At 69.9% G+C, this 20,319-nt stretch carries 20 protein-coding genes; 5 read left to right on the top strand and 15 right to left on the bottom strand.

The window, feature by feature from the left end; translation table 11 throughout:
• Positions 1-284 precede the first annotated feature (284 nt).
• Entirely contained in the window at positions 285-1,820 is a 1,536-nt protein-coding gene (locus tag Q8W67_RS17290) for a HAMP domain-containing sensor histidine kinase (RefSeq protein WP_305547752.1), read from the top strand.
• 19 nt (positions 1,821-1,839) lie between these two features.
• On the opposite strand, the gene Q8W67_RS17285 is transcribed toward Q8W67_RS17290, so the two are convergent.
• On the bottom strand, positions 1,840-2,256 hold the full coding sequence (locus Q8W67_RS17285) for an EVE domain-containing protein (RefSeq protein ID WP_305547750.1): 417 nt from the start codon (positions 2,254-2,256) through the stop codon (positions 1,840-1,842).
• Between the two features lie 201 nt (positions 2,257-2,457).
• On the opposite strand from Q8W67_RS17285, the gene Q8W67_RS17280 reads away from it, so the two are divergent.
• Positions 2,458-2,643, top strand: coding sequence for an EAL domain-containing protein (locus Q8W67_RS17280; RefSeq protein ID WP_370693897.1), 186 nt, complete (start codon positions 2,458-2,460; stop codon positions 2,641-2,643).
• Between the two features lie 21 nt (positions 2,644-2,664).
• Here the strand turns inward: Q8W67_RS17280 and Q8W67_RS17275 are convergent, their stop codons facing one another.
• The 5 genes from Q8W67_RS17275 to Q8W67_RS17255 all read right to left on the bottom strand — a co-directional run bounded on the left by Q8W67_RS17275 (position 2,665) and on the right by Q8W67_RS17255 (position 6,440).
• Positions 2,665-3,657 (bottom strand): NAD(P)H-dependent glycerol-3-phosphate dehydrogenase, encoded by a 993-nt coding sequence (locus tag Q8W67_RS17275; RefSeq protein WP_305547748.1) that lies wholly within the window; start codon positions 3,655-3,657, stop codon positions 2,665-2,667.
• Entirely contained in the window at positions 3,654-4,520 is an 867-nt protein-coding gene (locus Q8W67_RS17270; protein ID WP_305547746.1) for a GNAT family N-acetyltransferase, read from the bottom strand. Before Q8W67_RS17270 ends, Q8W67_RS17275 begins: the two co-directional genes overlap by 4 nt.
• The gene (gene tsaD / locus Q8W67_RS17265) at positions 4,517-5,578 is read right to left on the bottom strand and encodes a tRNA (adenosine(37)-N6)-threonylcarbamoyltransferase complex transferase subunit TsaD (RefSeq protein WP_305547744.1); all 1,062 of its coding nucleotides are present in this window, start codon (positions 5,576-5,578) and stop codon (positions 4,517-4,519) included. The genes Q8W67_RS17270 and tsaD overlap by 4 nt, the downstream gene beginning before the upstream one ends.
• A gap of 208 nt (positions 5,579-5,786) precedes the next feature.
• Entirely contained in the window at positions 5,787-5,996 is a 210-nt protein-coding gene (locus Q8W67_RS17260) for a molybdopterin-binding protein (RefSeq protein WP_305547742.1), read from the bottom strand.
• Positions 5,997-6,092: 96 nt separating this feature from the next.
• Positions 6,093-6,440: a DUF2293 domain-containing protein gene (locus tag Q8W67_RS17255; RefSeq protein WP_305547740.1), complete on the bottom strand. Its 348-nt coding sequence runs from the start codon at positions 6,438-6,440 to the stop codon at positions 6,093-6,095.
• A gap of 108 nt (positions 6,441-6,548) precedes the next feature.
• Here Q8W67_RS17255 and Q8W67_RS17250 point away from each other — a divergent pair, with 108 nt between their 5' ends.
• The gene (locus tag Q8W67_RS17250; protein ID WP_305547738.1) at positions 6,549-6,827 is read left to right on the top strand and encodes a hypothetical protein; all 279 of its coding nucleotides are present in this window, start codon (positions 6,549-6,551) and stop codon (positions 6,825-6,827) included.
• 166 nt (positions 6,828-6,993) lie between these two features.
• Here Q8W67_RS17250 and rpsD read toward each other — a convergent pair whose 3' ends face one another.
• Complete coding sequence (gene rpsD, locus Q8W67_RS17245) at positions 6,994-7,611, bottom strand: 30S ribosomal protein S4 (RefSeq protein ID WP_305547736.1); 618 nt, start codon at positions 7,609-7,611, stop codon at positions 6,994-6,996.
• A gap of 194 nt (positions 7,612-7,805) precedes the next feature.
• On the opposite strand from rpsD, the gene Q8W67_RS17240 reads away from it, so the two are divergent.
• On the top strand, positions 7,806-8,303 hold the full coding sequence (locus Q8W67_RS17240; RefSeq protein ID WP_305547734.1) for an N-acetyltransferase: 498 nt from the start codon (positions 7,806-7,808) through the stop codon (positions 8,301-8,303).
• A gap of 15 nt (positions 8,304-8,318) precedes the next feature.
• On the opposite strand, the gene Q8W67_RS17235 is transcribed toward Q8W67_RS17240, so the two are convergent.
• Entirely contained in the window at positions 8,319-9,953 is a 1,635-nt protein-coding gene (locus tag Q8W67_RS17235) for an alpha-D-glucose phosphate-specific phosphoglucomutase (RefSeq protein WP_305547732.1), read from the bottom strand.
• 218 nt (positions 9,954-10,171) lie between these two features.
• On the opposite strand from Q8W67_RS17235, the gene Q8W67_RS17230 reads away from it, so the two are divergent.
• Positions 10,172-11,293, top strand: a complete 1,122-nt coding sequence (locus tag Q8W67_RS17230) for an alpha/beta hydrolase (RefSeq protein WP_305547730.1) — start codon at positions 10,172-10,174, stop codon at positions 11,291-11,293.
• A 117-nt stretch (positions 11,294-11,410) separates the two neighbouring features.
• On the opposite strand, the gene scpA is transcribed toward Q8W67_RS17230, so the two are convergent.
• The 7 genes from scpA to Q8W67_RS17195 form a co-directional block, all read right to left on the bottom strand.
• On the bottom strand, positions 11,411-13,576 hold the full coding sequence (scpA, locus tag Q8W67_RS17225) for a methylmalonyl-CoA mutase (protein WP_305547728.1): 2,166 nt from the start codon (positions 13,574-13,576) through the stop codon (positions 11,411-11,413).
• Positions 13,577-13,632: 56 nt separating this feature from the next.
• Positions 13,633-14,349: an SURF1 family protein gene (locus Q8W67_RS17220; protein WP_305547847.1), complete on the bottom strand. Its 717-nt coding sequence runs from the start codon at positions 14,347-14,349 to the stop codon at positions 13,633-13,635.
• Between the two features lie 74 nt (positions 14,350-14,423).
• A complete protein-coding gene (gene cyoD, locus Q8W67_RS17215) occupies positions 14,424-14,828 on the bottom strand; it encodes a cytochrome o ubiquinol oxidase subunit IV (RefSeq protein WP_305547725.1) in 405 nt (134 codons plus the stop codon).
• Positions 14,825-15,457 (bottom strand): cytochrome o ubiquinol oxidase subunit III, encoded by a 633-nt coding sequence (cyoC, locus tag Q8W67_RS17210; protein WP_305547722.1) that lies wholly within the window; start codon positions 15,455-15,457, stop codon positions 14,825-14,827. Before cyoC ends, cyoD begins: the two co-directional genes overlap by 4 nt.
• Before the next feature lie 4 nt (positions 15,458-15,461).
• The gene (gene cyoB / locus Q8W67_RS17205) at positions 15,462-17,462 is read right to left on the bottom strand and encodes a cytochrome o ubiquinol oxidase subunit I (protein WP_305547720.1); all 2,001 of its coding nucleotides are present in this window, start codon (positions 17,460-17,462) and stop codon (positions 15,462-15,464) included.
• 74 nt (positions 17,463-17,536) lie between these two features.
• Complete coding sequence (cyoA, locus tag Q8W67_RS17200; protein ID WP_305547717.1) at positions 17,537-18,769, bottom strand: ubiquinol oxidase subunit II; 1,233 nt, start codon at positions 18,767-18,769, stop codon at positions 17,537-17,539.
• Between the two features lie 116 nt (positions 18,770-18,885).
• On the bottom strand, positions 18,886-20,223 hold the full coding sequence (locus Q8W67_RS17195; protein ID WP_305547715.1) for an MFS transporter: 1,338 nt from the start codon (positions 20,221-20,223) through the stop codon (positions 18,886-18,888).
• Between the last annotated feature and the right edge of the window lie 96 nt (positions 20,224-20,319).

Raw genomic sequence — 20,319 nt, 5'->3', positions numbered from 1 at the left:
GGTCGGCGGCCCTCATCGACGCGCGCAGTCCGGACGCGCTCCGGATCGCGGCGCTCGGCCTCGCTCAGGCACCGCAAGCGCAAACCATATCCTAGCGGCTGGAATCGCGCACACGCTGTGCGGCGACGCACGCCGGGCCGGATGGACGCCGGCCCCGAGGTGACGACGATGCTTAAGATCCGACCCATGTCGGCAGCCGCTTCTTAAGACATCCCCCCCATCCTGGCGCCGTTGTTTCCCGCCAGCGCCACCCCGCCGCATTCGAGCCGAGTTTCAAGAGACGCATGTCCGATCTGACCGTCGAGATGGTCCAGCGCGGTCGCGGTCCCTCGACGGAGGAGGCGGCACGCCGCCTCGGTGTGGCCCGCGAGATCCGCTCGGCGCGCGAGAAGCTGACCTCGCAGACCGGCCTCGAGCGGGCCTTCGACCACGAGCTGCTGCGTCACTACGCACAGTACCGGGCGGGAGCGGGCATCCCGCTGGTGCTGTTCGCAGTGGCGCTCGCGACGGCGGCGACGTTCTGGATCGCGCCGCCCGTAGCCGGGCTCTGGGCCCTGTGCGTGTTCCTGATGATCACGCTCAACACCACGCTGAGCCGGGGCTTCCTGCGCGCCGATCCGGCGACGATCCCCCTGGCCCGCTGGCGTCGCCGGTTCCTGATGGGGGAGGTGCTGCAGAGCCTGTCGTGGTCGGCGATGATCGGGCTCGGCACCACCGGCGGCTGGACCTTCGCGCTGTTCGGCCTCGTCATCGCGGCCGCCGTGACCACGATGCTGGCCGCGACGGTACCGGTGGCGGCGGTCGCCGCCCTGGTGCCGCTGGCGGTCGCCACCGCGTCGCTGGCCGCCTTCTCGAAGGGCATGGACGCGCTCCTGCTCGTGGTGATGGCCGGCGGCGCGCAGCTCTTCTTCCTGGGCCTGTCCCGCCGCCTCTATACCTCGACGGTGGGCGCCCTGCGCTCGCGCGCTGAGAAGAATGCCGTGTTCGGCGAATTGGAGCAGGCCAAGGCGAATTCCGACGAGGCCCGCCGCCGGGCCGAGGAGGCCAACCTCGCAAAGTCGCGATTCCTCGCCACCATGAGCCACGAGCTGCGCACGCCGCTCAATGCCATCCTGGGCTTCTCGGAGGTGATGAAGAACGAGGTGTTCGGCATCCACACTGCGCCGTCCTACCGCGAATACTCGAACGACATCCACGACAGCGGGATGCACCTGCTGAACCTGATCAACGAGATCCTCGACCTCTCGCGCATCGAGGCGGGGCGCTACGAACTCAACGAGGAGGCGGTGCAGCTCGCCCATGTGGTGGAAGAATGCCGCCACATGATGGGCCTGCGCGCCAAGGCGAAGGACCAGACCTTCCACGACCTCGTCGACGACTCGCTGCCCCGCCTCTGGGCGGACGAGCGGGCGCTCCGCCAGATCGTGCTCAACCTCCTATCCAATGCCGTGAAGTTCACGCCACCGGGCGGCGAGATCTGGCTGAAGGTCGGCTGGACGGGCTCGGGCGGGCAGTACGTCTCGGTGAAGGACAGCGGGCCCGGCATCCCCGAGGACGAACTCGGCACCGTGATGTCCTCGTTCGGCCGCGGCTCCCTGGCGATCAAGACCGCCGAGCAGGGCTCGGGGCTGGGCCTGCCGATCGTGAAGGGTCTGGTGGAGCTGCACGGGGGACAATTCCAGCTGTCCTCGCGGCCGCGCGAGGGCACCGAGGTGATCGTGATCCTGCCGGCCTCCCGGGTCATGGACACGCTGCCGCCGGTCGATGTCGACCAGGAAGCCTTCGCGCCGGTCCGGGGGCCCCTCAACCGCGCCGCCTGACCGGGCCCTCCTGGGCGTCTCAGCCGAGTCCGCCCATGGCGCGCACGCGGACCCATTCGGCCTCGCTCACCGGCTGCACCGACAGGCGCGAATTGTTCACCAGGACCATGCCGGCGAGGTCCGGCTCGGCCTTGATCGCGTCCAGCGTCACCGGGCGGGGCAGCGCCGCCACGGCCTTCACGTCGACCATGCCGAAACGGCCGGATTCGTCGGTGTAGTCGGGATAGTAGGGCCGGATCACCGCGACGATGCCGACCACCGCCTTGCCCTCGTTCGAGTGGTAGAAGAAGCCCTGCTCGCCGACCTGCATGGCCATCAGATGCTTCTTGGCGAGGTGGTTGCGCACGCCGTTCCAGTACGTGCCCGCCTCACCGGCCGCGACCTGCTGGTCCCACGACCAGGTCGCGGGCTCGGATTTGAACAGCCAGTACGCCATCGTGCGCTCCCCAAGCGGCCGCCCGGTCGCGGCGGCACGCCCCCATAGCCCAGCTTCGCCTGAAACGGACAGGCCAGCCGTGCCCCGCGCGTTCAGGCCCTGCAGAGCCCCAGCCGAGACGCACCCGGCTGTCATGCCGACGGTTCGATCCGAAGGGGCGGGTGAATGTTTGGGTCTTCCCCTCCTCGCTGTCCGGGGCGGATGGCGCCTCCAAAGAGCTGCCCGGTGGTGGCGGAGGGCGTGGAGACGAACGAGGAGCTGCCGTTCCTCGCCCAGGCGCCGTGCAACATCGCCCAAGGCTACCTGCTGGGTCGGCCCGGGCCGATCGAACGCTTCGCCGTCCACACCCACGGCCCCGAGCGGGAGCCGGAGGCCGTCGCGGCCTGAGCGGCGCCGATGGACGGCGCCCTAATCCGTCTCGCCGCGGAGCGGCCGTGCGAGCAGGCCGGCGATCACGTCCTCGACGCCGGCCGAGCCGGCCACGATCGCCGCGACGGAAGCCGCCACCGGCATCTCGACGCCCCGCGCCGCGGCGAGGCCGGTCAGGGCAGCGGCCGTGAAGGCGCCCTCGGCGAGTTTGCCGCCCGAAGCCTCGTCCGGGCTCGCCCCGGTGCCGAGCCGCTGCCCGAAGGCGAAGTTGCGCGATTGCGGCGAGGAGGCCGTCAGCACGAGGTCGCCGAGGCCCGAGAGCCCCATCAGCGTCTCGGGCCGGCCACCGAACGCCCGGGCGAAGCGCATCAGCTCGGCGAAGGCGCGGGCGATCAGCGCCGCCCGGGCGCTCTCGCCGAGACCCCGGCCCGCCACGATGCCGCACGCGATGGCGAGCACGTTCTTGCCCGCGCCGCCGATCTCGACGCCGCGCACGTCGTCGGTGTGGTAGAGGCGGAAGGTGGGTCCCGACAGCAGCGCGCAGAGAGAGGCGGCGAGCCCGGGATCGGTTGCCGCGAGGGTCACGGCGGTTGGCAGGCCGCGGGCGACATCGGCCGCGAAGCTGGGGCCGGACAGCACCGCCACCGGCGTGCCCGGCGGCAGGACCTGCTCGGCCACCGCGCTCATGAAGCTGTCGCTGCCGCGCTCGATCCCCTTGGCACAGAGGATCACGGGCCCGGCCGAGGCCAGGGGCCTGCGCAGCTTCTCCAGCACGCCGCGGACGGTCTGGGCCGGCACGACCAGCAGGGTCGCACGGGCGCCCGCGAGGTCGCCGGCCGACGCGGTCGCGTGGATCGCCGGATGGAGCGGCACGCCGGGCAGGTAGCGCGGATTCACCCGCTCGATCTGGAGCGCGGCGGCGGCCTGCGGGTCGCGCAGCCAGAGCGACACGGGATGTCCGGCACTGGCGGCGGCGTTGGCCAGTGCCGTCCCCCAGGCGCCGCCGCCGATCACGTTGATCGGCGCGCTCACGCTGCCGCTCCCGCGAGATCGAGCCGGTAGAGCACGTGGGTGCGCGTCGGTTCCTCCGGCACGGCCGGATGCGCGAACGTCCCGGACGGGACCATGCCGAGGCGCTCCATGACGGCGCGGGACCGGTGATTCCCGGTGGCCGTATAGGCCACCACGGTGCGGATGCCGCAACGCCCGGCGATGTCGGCGAGCGCGAGCCGCGCGGCCCGGGTCGCCAAGCCCCGGCCCCAGGCGTCGCGGGCAAGGCGCCAGGCCAGCTCGACCGCCTCGCCGGGCCGCCCGCCGCCCGGAAAGGGCAGGGCGCGCATCACCCGCAGAGCGCCGACGAAGCCACGGAAGCGCCCGCCCTGCTCGACCGCCCAGGGACCAAAGCCGTCCGCCGCGAACCGCCCGTCGAGGGCGCGGGCCTCGGCGGCGCTCTCCGGGCCCGTCCGCGGCCCGAGGAGATGGGCCATCACCTCCGGGTCGGCATTGAGCGCCGCGAAGGGCGCCACGTCGGCCGGAAGCCAGCGCCGCAGGTGCAGCTCGCCGTCCCGGAGATCGGCGGGCACCGGCGGGACGGCACCCGAATGCACGGCCTTGCCGCGCCAGGCCAGGGAGCGCCGGTTCAGAAGGGCAAGATCCGCCGCGCCGGCGAGCACCGCCTCGCCGAGCGCGATCGCCGCCTCCAGGCCTTCCTCCGGCATGTTGACGTGGGCGGGGGGTCGCACGCTCTCGCGCCAGGGGCCGCCGCAGGCGTTGTCGAGGAGGATGCGGGCGAAGCAATGGTCGAGGCGGACCGGCCAGCCCGGCCGGGCGGCGTCGGGCAGGCGACGCTCGACGAGATCCCGCCAGAGCGCGCGCCGGTCTGCGGCGGCGCTCATCCGGCCGGGACCGCCGCGCGGGCCGGGTCGGCCGCGAGCGGCCAGCGGGGCCGGGCCGGGGCCGTGAGATCGTCCACGAGCCCGAGCCGCAGGCGCTCCAGTCCGGCCCAGGCGATCATCGCACCGTTGTCGCCGCAGAGCGGCAGGGGCGGGGCGACGAAGCCCAGACCCGCCTCGCCGGCGAGCGCCGCGAGCGCCCGCCGGATGGCGCCATTGGCCGAGACGCCCCCCGCCGCCACCAGGGCGGTCGGCCGGCCGGCGGCGCCCGAGAAGGCCCGCAAAGCCACCCGGGCGCGATCCACCACCACGTCGACCACGGCGGCCTGGAAGCTCGCGCACAGGTCCGCGACGTCGCGCTCGGCCAGCGGCGCGATCCGCTCGGCCTCGATCCGCAGGGCGGTCTTGAGGCCCGACAGGGAGAAATCCGCCTCGCGCCGGCCGAGCATCGGCCGCGGCAGCGCGAAGCGCTCGGGATCGCCGGTCTCGGCCATGCGCTCGACCTCGGGGCCGCCGGGATAGCCGAGGCCGAGGAGCTTGGCCGCCTTGTCGAAGGCCTCGCCGATCGCGTCGTCCACGGTGGAGCCGAGCCGCACGTAATCGCCGACGCCGCGCACCGCCACGAGCTGGGTGTGGCCGCCCGAGGCGAGCAGCAGGAGGTACGGGAAAGCGAGGCCGTCGGTCAGCCGGGCGGTGAGCGCGTGGGCCTCGAGGTGGTTCACGGCGAGCAGGGGCTTGCGGGTCACCAGAGCCAGCGTCTTGGCGGTGACGAGGCCGACCAGCACGCCGCCGATCAGCCCGGGCCCGGCCGCCACCGCGATCCCGTCGAGGTCGGCAAACCCGATCCCGGCCCGGTCGAGAGCACGGGCGATCAGGCGGTCGAGCACCTCGACATGGGCACGGGCGGCGATCTCGGGCACGACGCCGCCATAGGCCGCGTGCTCGGCGATCTGGCTCAGCACCTCGTTGGCGCGGATCTGCCCGAGCCCGTCCTCGTCGACGGACACCACGGCGGCGGCGGTCTCGTCGCAGGTGGTCTCGATGCCGAGCACGGTCTTCACGGGTCGTCCCCTCTATCCACGGACTGCATCCCCTCCGCCCCGGAGCCTGCAGTCTCGGCGTAATCCGGGCGCCGGGCCTGTGCAATGGCGGCCCGGCCGCGGGAGCCGCCTGGAGGGCTGACCGCCGAAGTGGATACCGGTTCGGCGGCGAGCGCGTCACCTCATGGACGGAGGGTCGTGCTCGATCGCAACGCGAACGGGCGCGGCCCTAGTCGACCGCGATCATCACGTCGGAGGCTTTGACCACCGCGTAGGCGGGACCGCCTGCGACGAGCCTGAGCGCATCGACCGACTCGTTGGTGATCGAGGCGGTGATCACCTGGCCGGGGGAGATCTCGATCTTCACGTGGGCCGTGGTCGCGCCCTTCTCGACCGACACGACCGTGCCCTTGATGACGTTGCGTGCGCTGATCTTCATGGTGTGCCGCGAAGCTCCCTTGCCGCACCGGGCGGCGTCCGGCGCGTCTCCTACAGCATGGCGGCGACCGGCGCGACCATCCTGTAGGCGAACGCTCTATCGGGGATCGTCCTCCGGTCCGTCGCCGGCCTCCTCCTCGGGGATCGGCGCGGCGCCCCAGGCCGTCAGCGCCGCATTGAGGTCGTCGAGGACGAAATGCCGGGCGCTGTCGCGGTCATAGCCCTCGGCCAAGAGGTCGTCGTACTCGGTGAAGACGTGCCTCGCATAGGCGATGAGGGCGAGGCGCGCGGCGGTCTCGGGCGCGGCCCGGCGCAGGCCCGGGCTCACCAGCGCCCGGTCGAGGGCGGCCGCTGCCTCGAAGGCGGGCAGGCGCGGGGCGAGGCGGGCGAGCGCTGCGGCCAGCGTCTCGCGACGGTTCCCGGGCAAGGGCGCGCGCCCGCTCAACGGGCGTGCCCGGGCTTGCGCGGCATGATTTTACCGTGGCGATCGGCTAGGATCATCGACGGATAAGGCGGGGCAGGCAGGCAATCCTCCGCCGGGGAGATCAAGTCCATGGCAACGATCCGTCACGCGGTGATCCTGGGCGTCCTGCTCTGGACGGCGCCGGCGCTGGCCCAGAGCCCGCCTCCGGACGGCACCCGGATCGGCCGCAGAGTCACGGCGACGGGGCAGACCAAGCCGCCCGGCGCCGCCGGCCCGGCGGCCACCGGCTCGCCCAAGCCCATCAACGAGGCCGAGATGATCAAGGCGCAGAAGGCCGCGGAGGCCCGCTCGAAGGCGTGGGACAGCAAGATGCGCAGCACGATGGGCTCGATCTGCCACGGTTGCTAGAGCATCGCCCCGAACGGTGGCCGCCGGCTTTCGGAAAATAGGGGGCACGGCAAGGAGAGCGCGCATCGTCCTGGATCCGAGATCCAGGACGATGCGCCGGGCCCGGAAACGCGAAGGGGCCGCCCAGGCGGGCAGCCCCTTCCTCGACGGCAACGCCGAAGGGACCTTAGCGGGAGTAGAACTCGATCACGAGGTTCGGCTCCATCTGCACCGGGTAGGGCACCTCGGACAGGGTGGGGATGCGGGTGACGCGGGCGGTCATCTTGGCGTGATCGGCCTCGATGTAGTCCGGCACGTCGCGCTCGGGCAGCTGGGTCGCCACGATGACGATCTCGAGCTGGCGGGAGGATTCCTTGACCTCGATGAGGTCGCCGGCCTTCACTTGGTAGCTCGGGATGTTGACCCGGACGCCGTTGACCTTCACGTGCCCGTGGTTGACGAACTGGCGCGCCGCGAACGGGGTCGCCACGAACTTCGCCCGGTACACCACCGCGTCGAGGCGCCGCTCGAGCAGGCCCACGAGGTTCTCGCCGGAATCGCCGCGCAGGCGGATCGCCTCGGCGTAGTAGCGGCGGAACTGCTTCTCGGTGATGTTGCCGTAATAGCCCTTGAGCTTCTGCTTGGCGCGCAGCTGCGTGCCGAAGTCGCTCATCTTGCCCTTGCGGCGCTGGCCGTGCTGGCCGGGGCCGTACTCGCGGCGGTTGACGGGGCTCTTCGGGCGGCCCCAGATGTTCTGGCCCATGCGGCGGTCGAGCTTGTGCTTGGCCTGAATCCGCTTCGACATTGTTTCGCGTCCTCTCGTGACGAGAATGAGGAACGCGCCCTCCTTTTCCCGGACGCTCACGGTCCGGGACGACAGGGCGGGAGGATCCCGCCCACGGGTGCGCGTGAAAACGCGACGGGGCCCCGTGCGGAGCCCCATCGACCGGCGGGTCTTTAGGGGACGGGTCCGCCCAGGTCAACCAGCGAGGGGGGCGGATGGACGATGCGATCGGGATCCGGCGCGCGGAGCCGGGGGACACGGCGGCGATCCAGGCGCTGGTGGAGGCGGCCTACACCAAATGGATCCCGGTGATCGGGCGCCTGCCGACGCCGATGCGGGCCGATTACGGGGAGGCCGTGCTGGCCCACCGCTTCGACCTGCTGCATGTCGGCGCGGACCTCGCCGCGCTGATCGAGACGAGGCGCGAGAACGACCATCTGCTGATCGTCAACGTCGCGGTGCACCCAGCCTTCCAGGGACGGGGGCTGGGCGTCCGGCTCATGGCCCACGCCGAGACGGTCGCGGCCTCCGCCGGCCTCGCGGCCTTAAGGCTCTACACCAACAAGAAATACGCGGCGAACCTGCGCCTCTACGCGTCCCTCGGCTACCGGGTGGAGCGCGAAGCGCCGTATGACGGCCCGGGCCGGACGCGCGACGACGACATCACCGTGCACATGGTGAAGGGTCCGGCGCGGGAGCGCCGGGAGGCCTGATCCGCCCGGCTCGCGTCAGGTGACCACGCTCGGCTCGGCCCGGCCGGTACGGGGCTCGATCTCCGCGATGGCGCGAGCCGCCGCCGCCACCGGGGCCAGCACCTCGCCCACGGCCAGGTCGAGCCGGGCCGGATCGTTCACGTAGCGCTCCAGATAGACCCGGAGCGTCGCCCCGGCGGTGCCGGTGCCCGAGAGGCGGAAGACCAGCCGCGCGTCCTCGGCGAAGCCGATCCGGATGCCCTGGTGCTCGGTCAGCGAGCCGTCGACGGGATCGCGATAGGCGAATTCGTCGGCCGTCGCGACCGTGAGACCGCCGATCCGGGTGCCCGGCAGCCCGGCGAGCTTGTCGCGCAGGGCGTCCATGAGGCCGTTGGCGGCGTCGGACTCGACCTCCTCGTAATCGTGGCGGGCGTAATAGTCGCGGCCGTAGGTCCGCCAATGCGCCCGCACCAGCGCGTCGGCGCGCTCGCCCGTCGCGGCCAGGATGTTGAGCCAGAGCAGCACAGCCCAGAGCCCGTCCTTCTCGCGCACGTGGTTCGAGCCGGTGCCGGCGCTCTCCTCGCCGCACAGGGTGATGAGGCCGGCATCCAGCAGGTTGCCGAAGAACTTCCAGCCGGTGGGCGTCTCATAGGCCGGGATGCCGAGGGACGCCGCGACCCGGTCGGCGGCGCGGCTCGTGGGCATCGACCGGGCGACCCCGGCGAGCCCGTCCGCGTAGCCCGGCGCCCGGTGGGCATGGGCCGCGAGCAGAGCGAGGCTGTCGCTCGGCGTCACGAACAGGCCGGGAGCCACGATCATGTTGCGGTCGCCGTCGCCGTCCGAGGCGGCGCCGAAATCGGGGGCGTCCGGCCCCTGCATCAGGTCGAACAGGTCGTGGCAATGGACCGGGTTCGGATCGGGGTGATGGCCGCCGAAATCTTCCTTTGGAATTGCGTTGACGACCGTCCCCTGAGGCGCGCCGAGCATGCCCTCCAGGATCGCGACCGCGTAGGGGCCGGTCACCGCGCTCATGGCGTCGAAGCGCATGCGGAAGCCGGAGGCGAACAGGCGGGACACGGACTCGAAGTCGATCAGCGTGCGCATCAGCGCCGCGTAGTCGGCCACCGGGTCGATGACCGTGACCGCCATGGCGCCGAGCAGGGTCTCGCCCAGCGTGTCGAGGTCGAGGTCCGGGGCCTCGACGAGGCGGTACTGCGCGAGCGCCTTCGCGCGCGCGAAGATCGCGTTGGTGACCGTCTCGGGCGCCGGGCCGCCATTGGCCGCGTTGAACTTGATGCCGAAATCGCCCTCCGGCCCGCCCGGGTTGTGGCTCGCCGACAGGATGATTCCGCCGATCGCCCCGTTCTTGCGGATCACGCACGACGCGGCCGGCGTCGAGAGCAGGCCGCCGCGCCCGACCAGAACCCGGCCGAACCCGTTCCCGGCGGCGAGCCGGAGGGTCTTCTGCACCACCTCGCGGTTGAGGAAGCGCCCGTCGCCACCGAGCACCAGGGTCGCGCCGTCCTTGTCGGGCAGGGTGTCGAAGATCGCCTGGACGAAGTTCTCGACGTAGTTCGGCTGCCGGAACACCGGCACCTTCTTGCGCAGGCCGGAGGTCCCCGGCTTCTGGTCGGGGAAGGGCGTGGTGGCGATGGACTTCGGCGTCGTCATGGGCCGGCGTCTCCCTGAATCTCCCGTCTCAATGCCCGCATGGCGGCTCGGCGTCACCAGCCCCGGCCGGGCGGGCGCCGGCTTTTTCACGGGGTTTCGCCGCATCGGGCGACGGAACCCGTCCGCTGTCCGCCGGCCTCCGCCGGTCTCTGTTGCGCCGGCCGGCAGCTGCCGGTTGAATCGCCTGAGCCGCCAGCAAGGCGGACGGGAAGGAAACCATGTCCGACAGACCACCGCAGACACAGCCGCATCCGGGCCGGGACCGACAGGGGAGGGGCCTGCCGCGGCGTCAGCTGATCGGGGCCCTCGCCGCCGGCGTCGCGGCCGCGGCATCGCCGTCGCCGGCAGGCGCCGCACCGTCGAGCCGGCTGCAGACGGAAGAATTCCGCCTGCCCTGGAGCGAGCCGGGCGTCGACATCTACGTGCGCAACAAGCATCCCGCCGGAACGGACCGGTTCCCGGGCGACCGGATCCTGCTCTATGTGCACGGCTCCACCTATCCGGCATCGACGGCCTTCGACCTGCCGCTCGGCGGGATATCGGCCATGGACTACCTCGCCGGCCTGGGCTTCGACGTCTACCTCGTGGACCTGCCGGGCTACGGCCTGTCCGGACGCCCGGCCGCGATGAGCGCCCCGGCGGCCGACAACCCGCCCTTCATGCGCACCCCGGATGCCGCCAAGGTGGTGGGGCAGGTGGTGGACTTCATCACCAAGCGGCGCGGCGTGGACAAGATCGACCTGATGGGCTGGTCCTGGGGGACCTCGACCATGGGGCTCTACACCAGCACGCACAACGACAAGGTCAACCGGCTCGTCCTCTACGCACCGCAATGGCTGTCGCGCACGCCGACCCTGATGGGCGGTGGGTCCGGGCCGCTCGGCGCCTATCGCAGCGTCAGCCGGGACAGCGCCAAGGCGCGCTGGCTGACCGGGGTGCCCGAGGACAAGAAGGCCGATCTGATCCCGCCGGGCTGGTTCGACCAATGGGCCGACGCGACCTTCGCCACCGATCCGGTGGGCGCCCGGCAAGCGCCGCCCGTCCTGCGCGCGCCGAACGGCACGGTCGCCGACAAGGACGCCTTCTGGGCGGCCGGCAAGCCGCTCTACGACCCGGGCGACATCCGCGTGCCCGTGCTGATCATCCACGCCGAGTGGGACGCGGACCTGCCGAGCTATCAGGCGCAGGAATACTTCGCGAAGCTCACGCACGCCCCCTACAAGCGCTTCGTCGAGCTGGGCGAAGGGACGCACACCGTGATCATGGAGAAGAACCGCATGCAGTTCCTCCGCGAGGTCGCGGCCTTCCTCACGGAGGCGGACCCGCAGGCGCTGAACTGAGGCGTATCGCGACTCGACCCCGCCGCCCCGCGCGGGGCGGCGGGTGCACATCTCGCCTGACGAGACGCGCGCTCTCCTCCCCCTTGCGGGAAGGAGAGCGTGGCGCGGCTGCCGCCCCTACTCCGCCGCCTGCCGGGCGGCGTATCCCAGCCGGTCGTTCAGCGCGCGGATCAGCTTGGCGGCGGCCTCGGCGATCACCGTGCCGGGGGGGAAGATCGCCGCCGCGCCGGCCGCCGTGAGCGCGTCGTAGTCGCCGGGCGGGATCACGCCGCCGATGGCGATCATCACGTCGTCCCGGCCCTGCTCCACGAGCGCCGCCTTCAGCTCCGGCACCAGGGTGAGGTGCCCGGCCGCCAGCGACGAGACGCCGACGATGTGCACGTCGTTCTCCACCGCCTGCCGGGCCGCCTCGGCCGGGGTGGCAAAGAGCGGCCCGATATCCACGTCGAAGCCGAGATCGGCAAACGCCGAGGCGATGACCTTCTGGCCGCGGTCGTGCCCGTCCTGGCCCATCTTGGCGACCAGGATGCGCGGCCGGCGGCCGTCATTCTCCTCGAACGCCTCGACCAGCGCCCGCACTTCCTCGACCACAGGCGACATGCCCCCCACCTCGCGCTTGTAGACGCCGGAGATCGAGCGGATCTCGGCGCGATGCCGGCCCCAGGCCTTCTCCAGGGCCTCGGAAATCTCGCCCACCGTGGCCTTGGCCCGGGCCGCCTCGACGGCGAGTTCGAGCAGGTTGCCCGCGCCGTCGGCGGCCTTCGTGAGCGCCTCGAGCCGAGCCGTGACGGTGGCCTCGTCGCGCTCGGCGCGCAGGCGCTTGAGCTTGTCGATCTGGAGGCGGCGGACATTGCCGTTGTCGACGCGCAGGAGGTCGATCGCCATGTCGTCGTCGGCCTTGAACTTGTTGACGCCCACGATGGTCTGCCGGCCGGAATCGATCCGGGCCTGGGCGCGGGCGGCCGCCTCCTCGATCCGCAGCTTCGGGATGCCGGCCTCGATCGCCTTGGCCATGCCGCCGAGCTGATCCACCTCGCGGATATGCTCCCAGGCGCGGGCCGCGATGTCGGCGGTAAGCTTCTCCACGTAGTAGGACCCGCCCCACGGGTCGACGATCCGGGTGGTGCCGCTCTCCTGCTGCAGGAACAGCTGGGTGTTGCGGGCGATCCGCGCCGAGAAGTCGGTTGGCAGGGCCAGCGCCTCGTCCAGCGCGTTGGTGTGGAGCGACTGCGTGCCGCCCTGCGTCGCCGCCATCGCCTCGATGTTGGTGCGGGTGACGTTGTTGAACACGTCCTGTGCGGTGAGCGACCAGCCGGAGGTCTGCGAGTGGGTGCGCAGGGCCAGCGACTTCTCGGACTTCGGGTCGAACCCCTTCACCAGCTTGGCCCAGATCAGGCGCGCAGCCCGCATCTTGGCGATCTCCATGAAGAAGTTGGTCGAGATCGCCCAGAAGAACGACAGGCGCGGGGCGAACTGGTCGATGGTCAGGCCCGCGGCCAGCCCCGCCTTGATGTACTCGACGCCGTCGGCGAGCGTATAGGCGAGCTCCAGGTCGTTCGTCGCACCGGCTTCCTGCATGTGGTAGCCGGAGATCGAGATCGAATTGAACTTCGGCATGTTCTTCGACGTGTAGGCGAAGATATCGGAGATGATCCGCATCGATCCCTTGGGGGGATAGATGTAGGTGTTGCGGACCATGAACTCTTTCAGAATGTCGTTCTGGATCGTGCCGGCGAGCTTCTGGGGCGGCACGCCCTGCTCTTCCGCAGCGACGATGTAGAGGGCGAGGATCGGCAGCACGGCGCCGTTCATCGTCATCGACACGGTCATCTCGTCCAGCGGGATGCCCGAGAAGAGCGTGCGCATGTCGTAGATCGAGTCGATCGCCACGCCCGCCATGCCGACATCACCCGATACGCGGGGGTGGTCGGAATCGTAGCCGCGATGCGTGGCGAGGTCGAAGGCCACCGACAGGCCCTTCTGGCCGGCCGCGAGGTTGCGCCGGTAGAAGGCGTTCGAATCCTCAGCCGTGGAGAAGCCGGCATATTGCCGGATCGTCCAGGGCTGGGTGACGTACATGGTCGGGTAGGGGCCGCGCAGGAACGGCGCGATCCCGGGCCAGGTATCGAGGAACTCGATGCCCGCCCGGTCCTCCGGGCCGTACCAGCCCTTCACCGGGATGCCCTCCGGCGTCATCCAAGGCTCGGCCAATGCCGGGCCCGCCACCGCAAGCGGCTCGCCGACCAGGGGAATTTCGGCGAAGTTCGGGATGCGGGTGGTCATGGCGGTGACTCGTTGTGGCGTTTGTCACGCCATTATAGACGCCCCCCCGAACCGGGCTACTCCCCCCCAGGTCTCGGATTGCGGCCGCCCCGCAGGATGTAGATCACCGCGCCCGCGAGCATCAGCCCCATCCCGTACCAGGTGATCGCGTAGACCAGGTGGTTGTTCGGGAAGGCGACCACCGTGAGCCCGCCGACCGGCAAGCCGCCGGGGTTCGGAGCCGCGTCGGCGTCGACGAAGTAGGGGGCGACGTCGGTCAGGCCCCGGGCCGAGGCGATGGCGGCCACGTCGCGCGAGTACCAGCGCCCGTCCTTCGGGTCGTTCGCGCGCAGGAATGCGCCGCCCGGCTCGGTCAGCCGCAGGAGGCCGGTCACCGTCGTCTCACCCGCGACTTGCCCGGCCTGCCGCGCCGCAGGATCTCGCCGGTTCCCCGGCACGAAGCCGCGATTGACCAGCACGAGGCTGCCGTCGGCCCGGCGCAGCGGGGTCAGCACCCAGAAGCCGCCGCCCCGCTCGGTCACGGCCTGGACCAGCGTCTCGCGTTCGTGGAGGAAGCTGCCGGACAGCCGCACATGCCGGTAGGCGTCGTCGGGGCCGACCTGCGCCCAATCGGTACGGCCGGGGGCCGGCACGGGCGACGCATGGACCCGAGCATCGACCCGGGCGATGAGGTCGAGCTTCCACGCCCGGCGCTCGACCTGCCAAGTGCCGAGTCCGAGGAGCACGACGAAGACGACCGCCGCCAAGATGCCGAAGGCGACGCGCCGCAGCAGCGGGGGGCGGGCGGAGGAGAGGCCGGAACCGGCGCCCCCCGCCGGCCCCGGCGGCTCGCGGTCCGGGGGCCTGATCAGCGGGCGTTGTTCATGACGTCGTGGGCATCCATCGGCATCATGTTGTGGTTGAGGTGGTACATCACCCACACCGAGCCCGACAGCATGATCGCCACCAGGGTGATGGTGAAGATCAGGGCCATGAAGGTCCAGCCGCCCTCCGACTTCGTGCTCATGTGCAGGAAGTAGACGACATGCACGACCATCTGCACGCCGCCGAGCGCCAGGATCACCAGCGTGGTGACGAGGCTGTTGTCGAGCACGTTGCCCATCACCAGCCAGAACGGGATCACCGTCAGGATCACCGACAGGACGAAGCCCGTCACGTAGCCCTTGACGGTACCATGCCCGCCCTCGCTGTGGGCGTGCGGATCGTGCGTATCCTGGCCGTGCCCGGAGAGGTGGTGAGCGTCGGCGCTCATTCGAGCACTCCCATCAGGTAGACGACGGTGAACACCCCGATCCAGATCAGGTCGAGGAAGTGCCAGAACATCGACAGGCACATCAGCCGGCGCTTGTTCTCGACGATGAGCCCGTGCTTGCGCAGCTGCACCAGCAGGATGACCAGCCAGAGGATGCCGACCGAGACGTGCAGCCCGTGCGTCGCCACCAGGGTGTAGAACGACGACAGGAAGGCGCTGCGCCACGGCGGCGCCCCCTCATGGAACAGGTGGACGAATTCCCGGATCTCCAGGAACACGAAGGCCACGCCGAACAGTCCGGTCACGGCGAGCCAGATCTGCGTCTGCTTGATCCGGTCCCGGTCCATCTCCAGCATGGCGAAGCCGTAGGTGATGGACGAGAACAACAGCATCGCGGTGTTCACCGCGATGCCCGACAGGTCGAACAGATCCTTGGGGGTCGGCCCGGCCGCGTAGCTGCGGCCGAGCACCCCGTAGGTCGCGAACAGGGTCGCGAAGATGAGGCAGTCGCTCATCAGGTAGAGCCAGAACCCGAGCATCGTCGAGCCCTCGGAATGATGGCCCTCCTCGTCGGTCTGGTAGAAAACCGGCGCCGCGGCGCCGGGGGGTGCTGTCTCCGCGTGCATCATCGGATCACGCCATCTCCAGTTCGCGCGTCCGCTGACCTTCCGTCCGACTGACCGTATCGGCGGGAATGTAGTAGTCGCGATTGTAGTTAAAGGTGTGAGCGATCGCGACAACGAAGATCGCCACGAAGCTGAGCGCCGCAAGCCACCAGACGTACCAGACCATGGCCAGGCCGAAGGTGAAGTTCAGGGCCGCCAGGATGGCGCCGGTCGCCGTGTTCTTGGGCATGTGGATCGGCCTGTAGCCCTTCAGCGGGCGGTCGAAGCCGCGGTTCTTCATGTCCCACCACGCGTCGGAATCGTGGACCACGGGGGTGAAGGCGAAGTTGTAGTCCGGCGGCGGCGAGGAGGTGGACCATTCGAGCGTCCGGCCGCCCCACGGGTCGCCGGTCAGGTCGCGTAGCTTCTCCCGGTTCCGGATCGAGACCACGAACATGATGATCTGGGAGGCGATGCCGCAGGCGATCAGCGCCGCGCCGCAGGCGGCGATGACGAACCAGATCTGGAGTGACGGATCGTCGAAATGCTGCATGCGCCGGGTCACGCCCATCAGGCCGAGCACGTAGAGCGGCATGAAGGCGACGTAGAACCCGCTCACCCAGAACACGAGGGCCATCTTGCCCCAGAACTCGTCGAGCTTGAAGCCGAAGGCCTTGGGGAACCAGAAGGTCACGCCGGCGAACATCCCGAACAGCACGCCGCCGATGATCACGTTGTGGAAGTGCGCGATCAGGAACAGCGAGTTGTGCAGCACGAAGTCGGCCGGGGGCACCGCCAGCAGGACGCCGGTCATGCCGCCGATCACGAAGGTGACGATGAACGCCACCACCCACAGCATCGGCACCTCGAACCGGATCCGGCCGCGGTACATCGTGAACATCCAGTTGAAGATCTTCGCGCCCGTCGGGATCGAGATGATCATCGTCGTGATCCCGAAGAACGAATTCACGTCCGCGCCCGAGCCCATCGTGAAGAAGTGGTGCAGCCACACGAGGTAGGCCAGGATGGTGATCACCACCAGCGCGTAGACCATCGAGGTGTAGCCGAACAGGCGCTTGCCGCAGAAGGTCGAGGTGATCTCCGAGAACACCCCGAAGGCCGGCAGGATCAGGATGTAGACCTCCGGATGACCCCAGATCCAGATGAGGTTGAAGTACAGCATGGCGTTGCCGCCGAGGTCGTTCGTGAAGAAATGCGTGCCGACGTAGCGGTCGAGCGACAGCATCGCGAGAACGGCGGTGAGGATCGGGAAGGCGGCGACGATCAAGATGTTGGTGCAGAGCGAAGACCAGACGAAGATCGGCAGCTTCATCATGGTCATTCCGGGCGCGCGCATCTTCACGATAGTGGCGATCAGGTTGATGCCCGACAGCAGGGTGCCGATGCCGGCGATCTGCAGCGCCCAGATGTAGTAGTCGACGCCGACGCCGGGGCTCATGGAGGCCTCCGAGAGCGGCGGATAGGCGAGCCAGGTGGCGCGGGAGAACTCGCCGACGAACAGCGAGACCATCACCAGGATGCCGCCGGCGACCGTCATCCAGAAGCTGAAGTTGTTGAGGAACGGGAAAGCCACGTCGCGGGCGCCGATCTGCAGCGGCACGGCGAAGTTCATGAGCCCCGTGACGAACGGCATCGCCACGAAGAAGATCATGATCATGCCGTGAGCGGTGAAGATCTGGTCGTAGTGGTGCGGCGGCAGGAAGCCCTGCTCGGAGCCGAAGGCGATGGCCTGCTGCGAGCGCATCAGGATCGCGTCCGCGAAGCCGCGCAGCAGCATGACCAGCGCGAAGATGCAGTACATGATGCCGATCTTCTTGTGGTCGATCGACGTGATCCAGTCACGCCACATCGGCCCCCAGAAGCGGAAATACGTGATGACGCCCAGCACGGCGAGGCCGACGACGGCCACGCCGGCGAACGTCGCCTGCAGGATCGGCTCGTGATAGGGGATCTGCTCGATCGTAAATCGTCCGAGGATCAGCTGCTGAAGGTCCAGGTTTGCGAACATGGGATCGGCCCGTTCAGTGGGTTCGACGGCGACCGCCGGTTTAAGATTTGGGGCTCGCCCTTAGGCGAGCGGTCTCATTGGTTGAGCTGCTTGGGCGCGATCTGGCCGCCCTCGCTCTGGCCCTGGCTGTCCGGAGCCTTCATGTCTTGGCCCGTCTCCGGCCCGCGCGACTCCGGGTTCCCCATGTCGGGCCGCGGCCGCATGCCCTGGGGCTGCGTCTGCCCGTGCGGACCCGTCCCGGAGGCGGGCGAGGTCGCGCCGGGTGCCTCGTTGCCGCGATCGGCCATGCGGTTGTCGTACTGCAATCGGCCGTAATTCGCCGCCGCCTCCTCGCCCGACGCGCCGCCCTGCGCGTCGATCCTCATCATCTCGCCGACGCACATCTGCTCCGGCCGGGGGCACATGCCGATGATCCGGTCGAACAGGCCCGTCATGTAGGACTTGTAGTAGCGTGCCGGCTCGGCCTCGCTCGGCTTCTCGAGTTCGAGATAGGCCTCCTGGCTCAGGTCGCCGCCCTGCGCCTTGGTCTTGGCGACCCACTGGTCGAAGCCGTCGTTGGTCAGACCATGGAATTTGAAGAACATGTTCGAGAAGCCGGCGCCGCTGTAATGCGCCGAGCGGCCCTCGTAGGCGCCCTCCCGGTTGATCACGGCGTGGAGCTGGGTCTGCATGCCCGGCATCGCGTAGACCATGCCGGCGAGCGTCGGCACATAGAACGTATTCATCACGTCGGTGGCGGTGATCTTGAACTGGATCGGGCGATCCACCGGCGCGGCGAGTTCGTTGACCGTGGCGATCCCGTATTGCGGGTAGAGGAACAGCCACTTCCAATCCATGGCCACCGCCTCGACCTGGAGCGGCTGGACTCCGGCCGGGACGTCGCGCTTCGGGTCGATCTTGCTGAGCGGCCGGAACGGATCGAGGGTGTGCGTCCCGATCCACGTGAGGGCGCCCAACGCGATGATGATCATCAGCGGTGCCGTCCAGATCAGCACCTCGAGCTGGGTCGAGTGGTGCCAATCGGGATCGTAGATGGCGTCCGCGTTGGAGGCGCGGTAGCGCCAGGCGAAGAACAGTGTGAAGAAGATCACAGGGATGATGATCAGGAGCATCAGCCCGGTGGCAGCCAGCACGAGGTTGCGCTGCTGCTCGGCCACATAGCCGGCCGGGTGCATCACCACGAGGTTGCAGCCGCCCAGCAGCGCCAGCATCGGCGGCAGGGCGAGCAGCGGCAGGACGCGCCGCGCGCGGCCGCCCCAGCGCTTCGCGGCGGCGGTCCTGTCCGGTCGAGGGGTCGAAGTGGTCACAGCACGCGTCTCGTCATCCCAAGCCGCATCCGCGGCGTCCCTGCCGTGCCGCTGACTGCGGCGTCCCTGGCAGCCTCTGAGAAGGCTTGCGCGGCCCGGGCCGCGCGCCTCGCCGGCTACATCTGGCGCATTTCCGAGCGGTCGAAGAACAGCGCCACGAGGGTGCAGACCGCGCCGGACAGGAGATAGACTCCGACCATGGCCAGGCCGTAGCGCTGCGAGAGGAACAGCGCCACCAGCGGCGCGAAGCCGGCACCGAGCAGCCAGGCGAAGTCGGAGGTCAGCGCGGCGCCGGTGTAGCGGTAGTGGTTACCGAGCCGGGCCGTCACCGCGCCGGCGGTCTGGCCGTAGGCGAGCCCGAGCAGCATGAAGCCGATCGTGACGTAGATGGTCTGGCCGATCGCGCTCTCGCCGAACAGGAGCGGCGCGATGATGCTGCCGATGGCGAAGAAGCCGATCAGCGAGGCGCTCATGATCAGGCAGTTGCGGCGGCCGATCTGGTCGGCGATCAGCCCGGAGGCCGCGACCGCGCCGGCGCAGACGATGGCCCCCGAGAACTGCACGATCAGGAACTCCCCGGGCGAGCGGCTGGTGTTGTTGAGCGCCAGCCAGGCGATCGGGAAGATCGTCACGAGGTGGAACAGCGCGAAGGCGGCGAGCGGCACGAAGGCGCCGCGGATCACGTCGCCCGCGTGGTGTCGGAAAAGCTCCAGCGCTGGGACCGGCCGCAGCCGGTCCAGGTCCATCATCCGGGCGAATTCGTCGGTGGCCACGAGGCGCAGCCGGGCGAACAGGGCGACGACGTTGATGGTGAAGGCGCAGTAGAAAGGGAAGCGCCAGCCCCAGTCGATGAAGTCGGCCTCGTCGAGATTGACCAGGAAGAACGAGAACAGGGCGCTCGCGACCATGAAGCCCAGGGGCGCGCCGAGCTGCGGGATCATCGCATACCAGCCGCGCCGCTCCCGCGGCGCGTTCATGGCGAGCAGAGACGCGAGCCCGTCCCAGGCACCGCCCAGCGCCAGTCCCTGAAGGACCCGCAGGATCGCCAGGATGTAGACGGCCGAGATGCCGATGCTGTCGTAGCGCGGCAGGAAGCTGACCGCAGCCGTGGCGGCGCCGAGCAGGAACAACGCGATGGTGAGCTTGACGCTGCGGCCGTGGCGCCGGTCGATCGCCATGAAGATCACCGAGCCGATCGGCCGGGCGATGAAGGCGAGCGCGAAGATCGAGAAGGCGTAGAGGGTTCCGGTCAGCGGGTCGACGAAGGGGAAGAACACCTTCGGGAAGACCAGCACGCAGGCGATGCCGAAGACGAAGAAGTCGAAATACTCCGACGCACGGCCGATCACCACGCCGATGGCGATCTCGTTCGGGTGGACCGTGTGGTCACCCGTCGCCTGCCGGGCGTCGCGCTCCAGGATCGTGGCCGAAGCCATAGGGGTGTTCGAGCTCATCGTTGGCTGCCGCCCTCGCCGCGCGCCGCATCGGGCGCCATGGCCGGAACCGCCTCATGCGGCATGTCCAGAGGTATCGCAACCGGCACCGGACGC

Origin of the sequence: Methylobacterium sp. NEAU K, assembly GCF_030700285.1 — a bacterium.
In the GTDB taxonomy this organism is placed as follows: domain Bacteria; phylum Pseudomonadota; class Alphaproteobacteria; order Rhizobiales; family Beijerinckiaceae; genus Methylobacterium.
The sequence above is the reverse complement of the archived record's forward strand: the minus strand, read 5'-3'. Positions and strand labels throughout refer to the sequence as shown.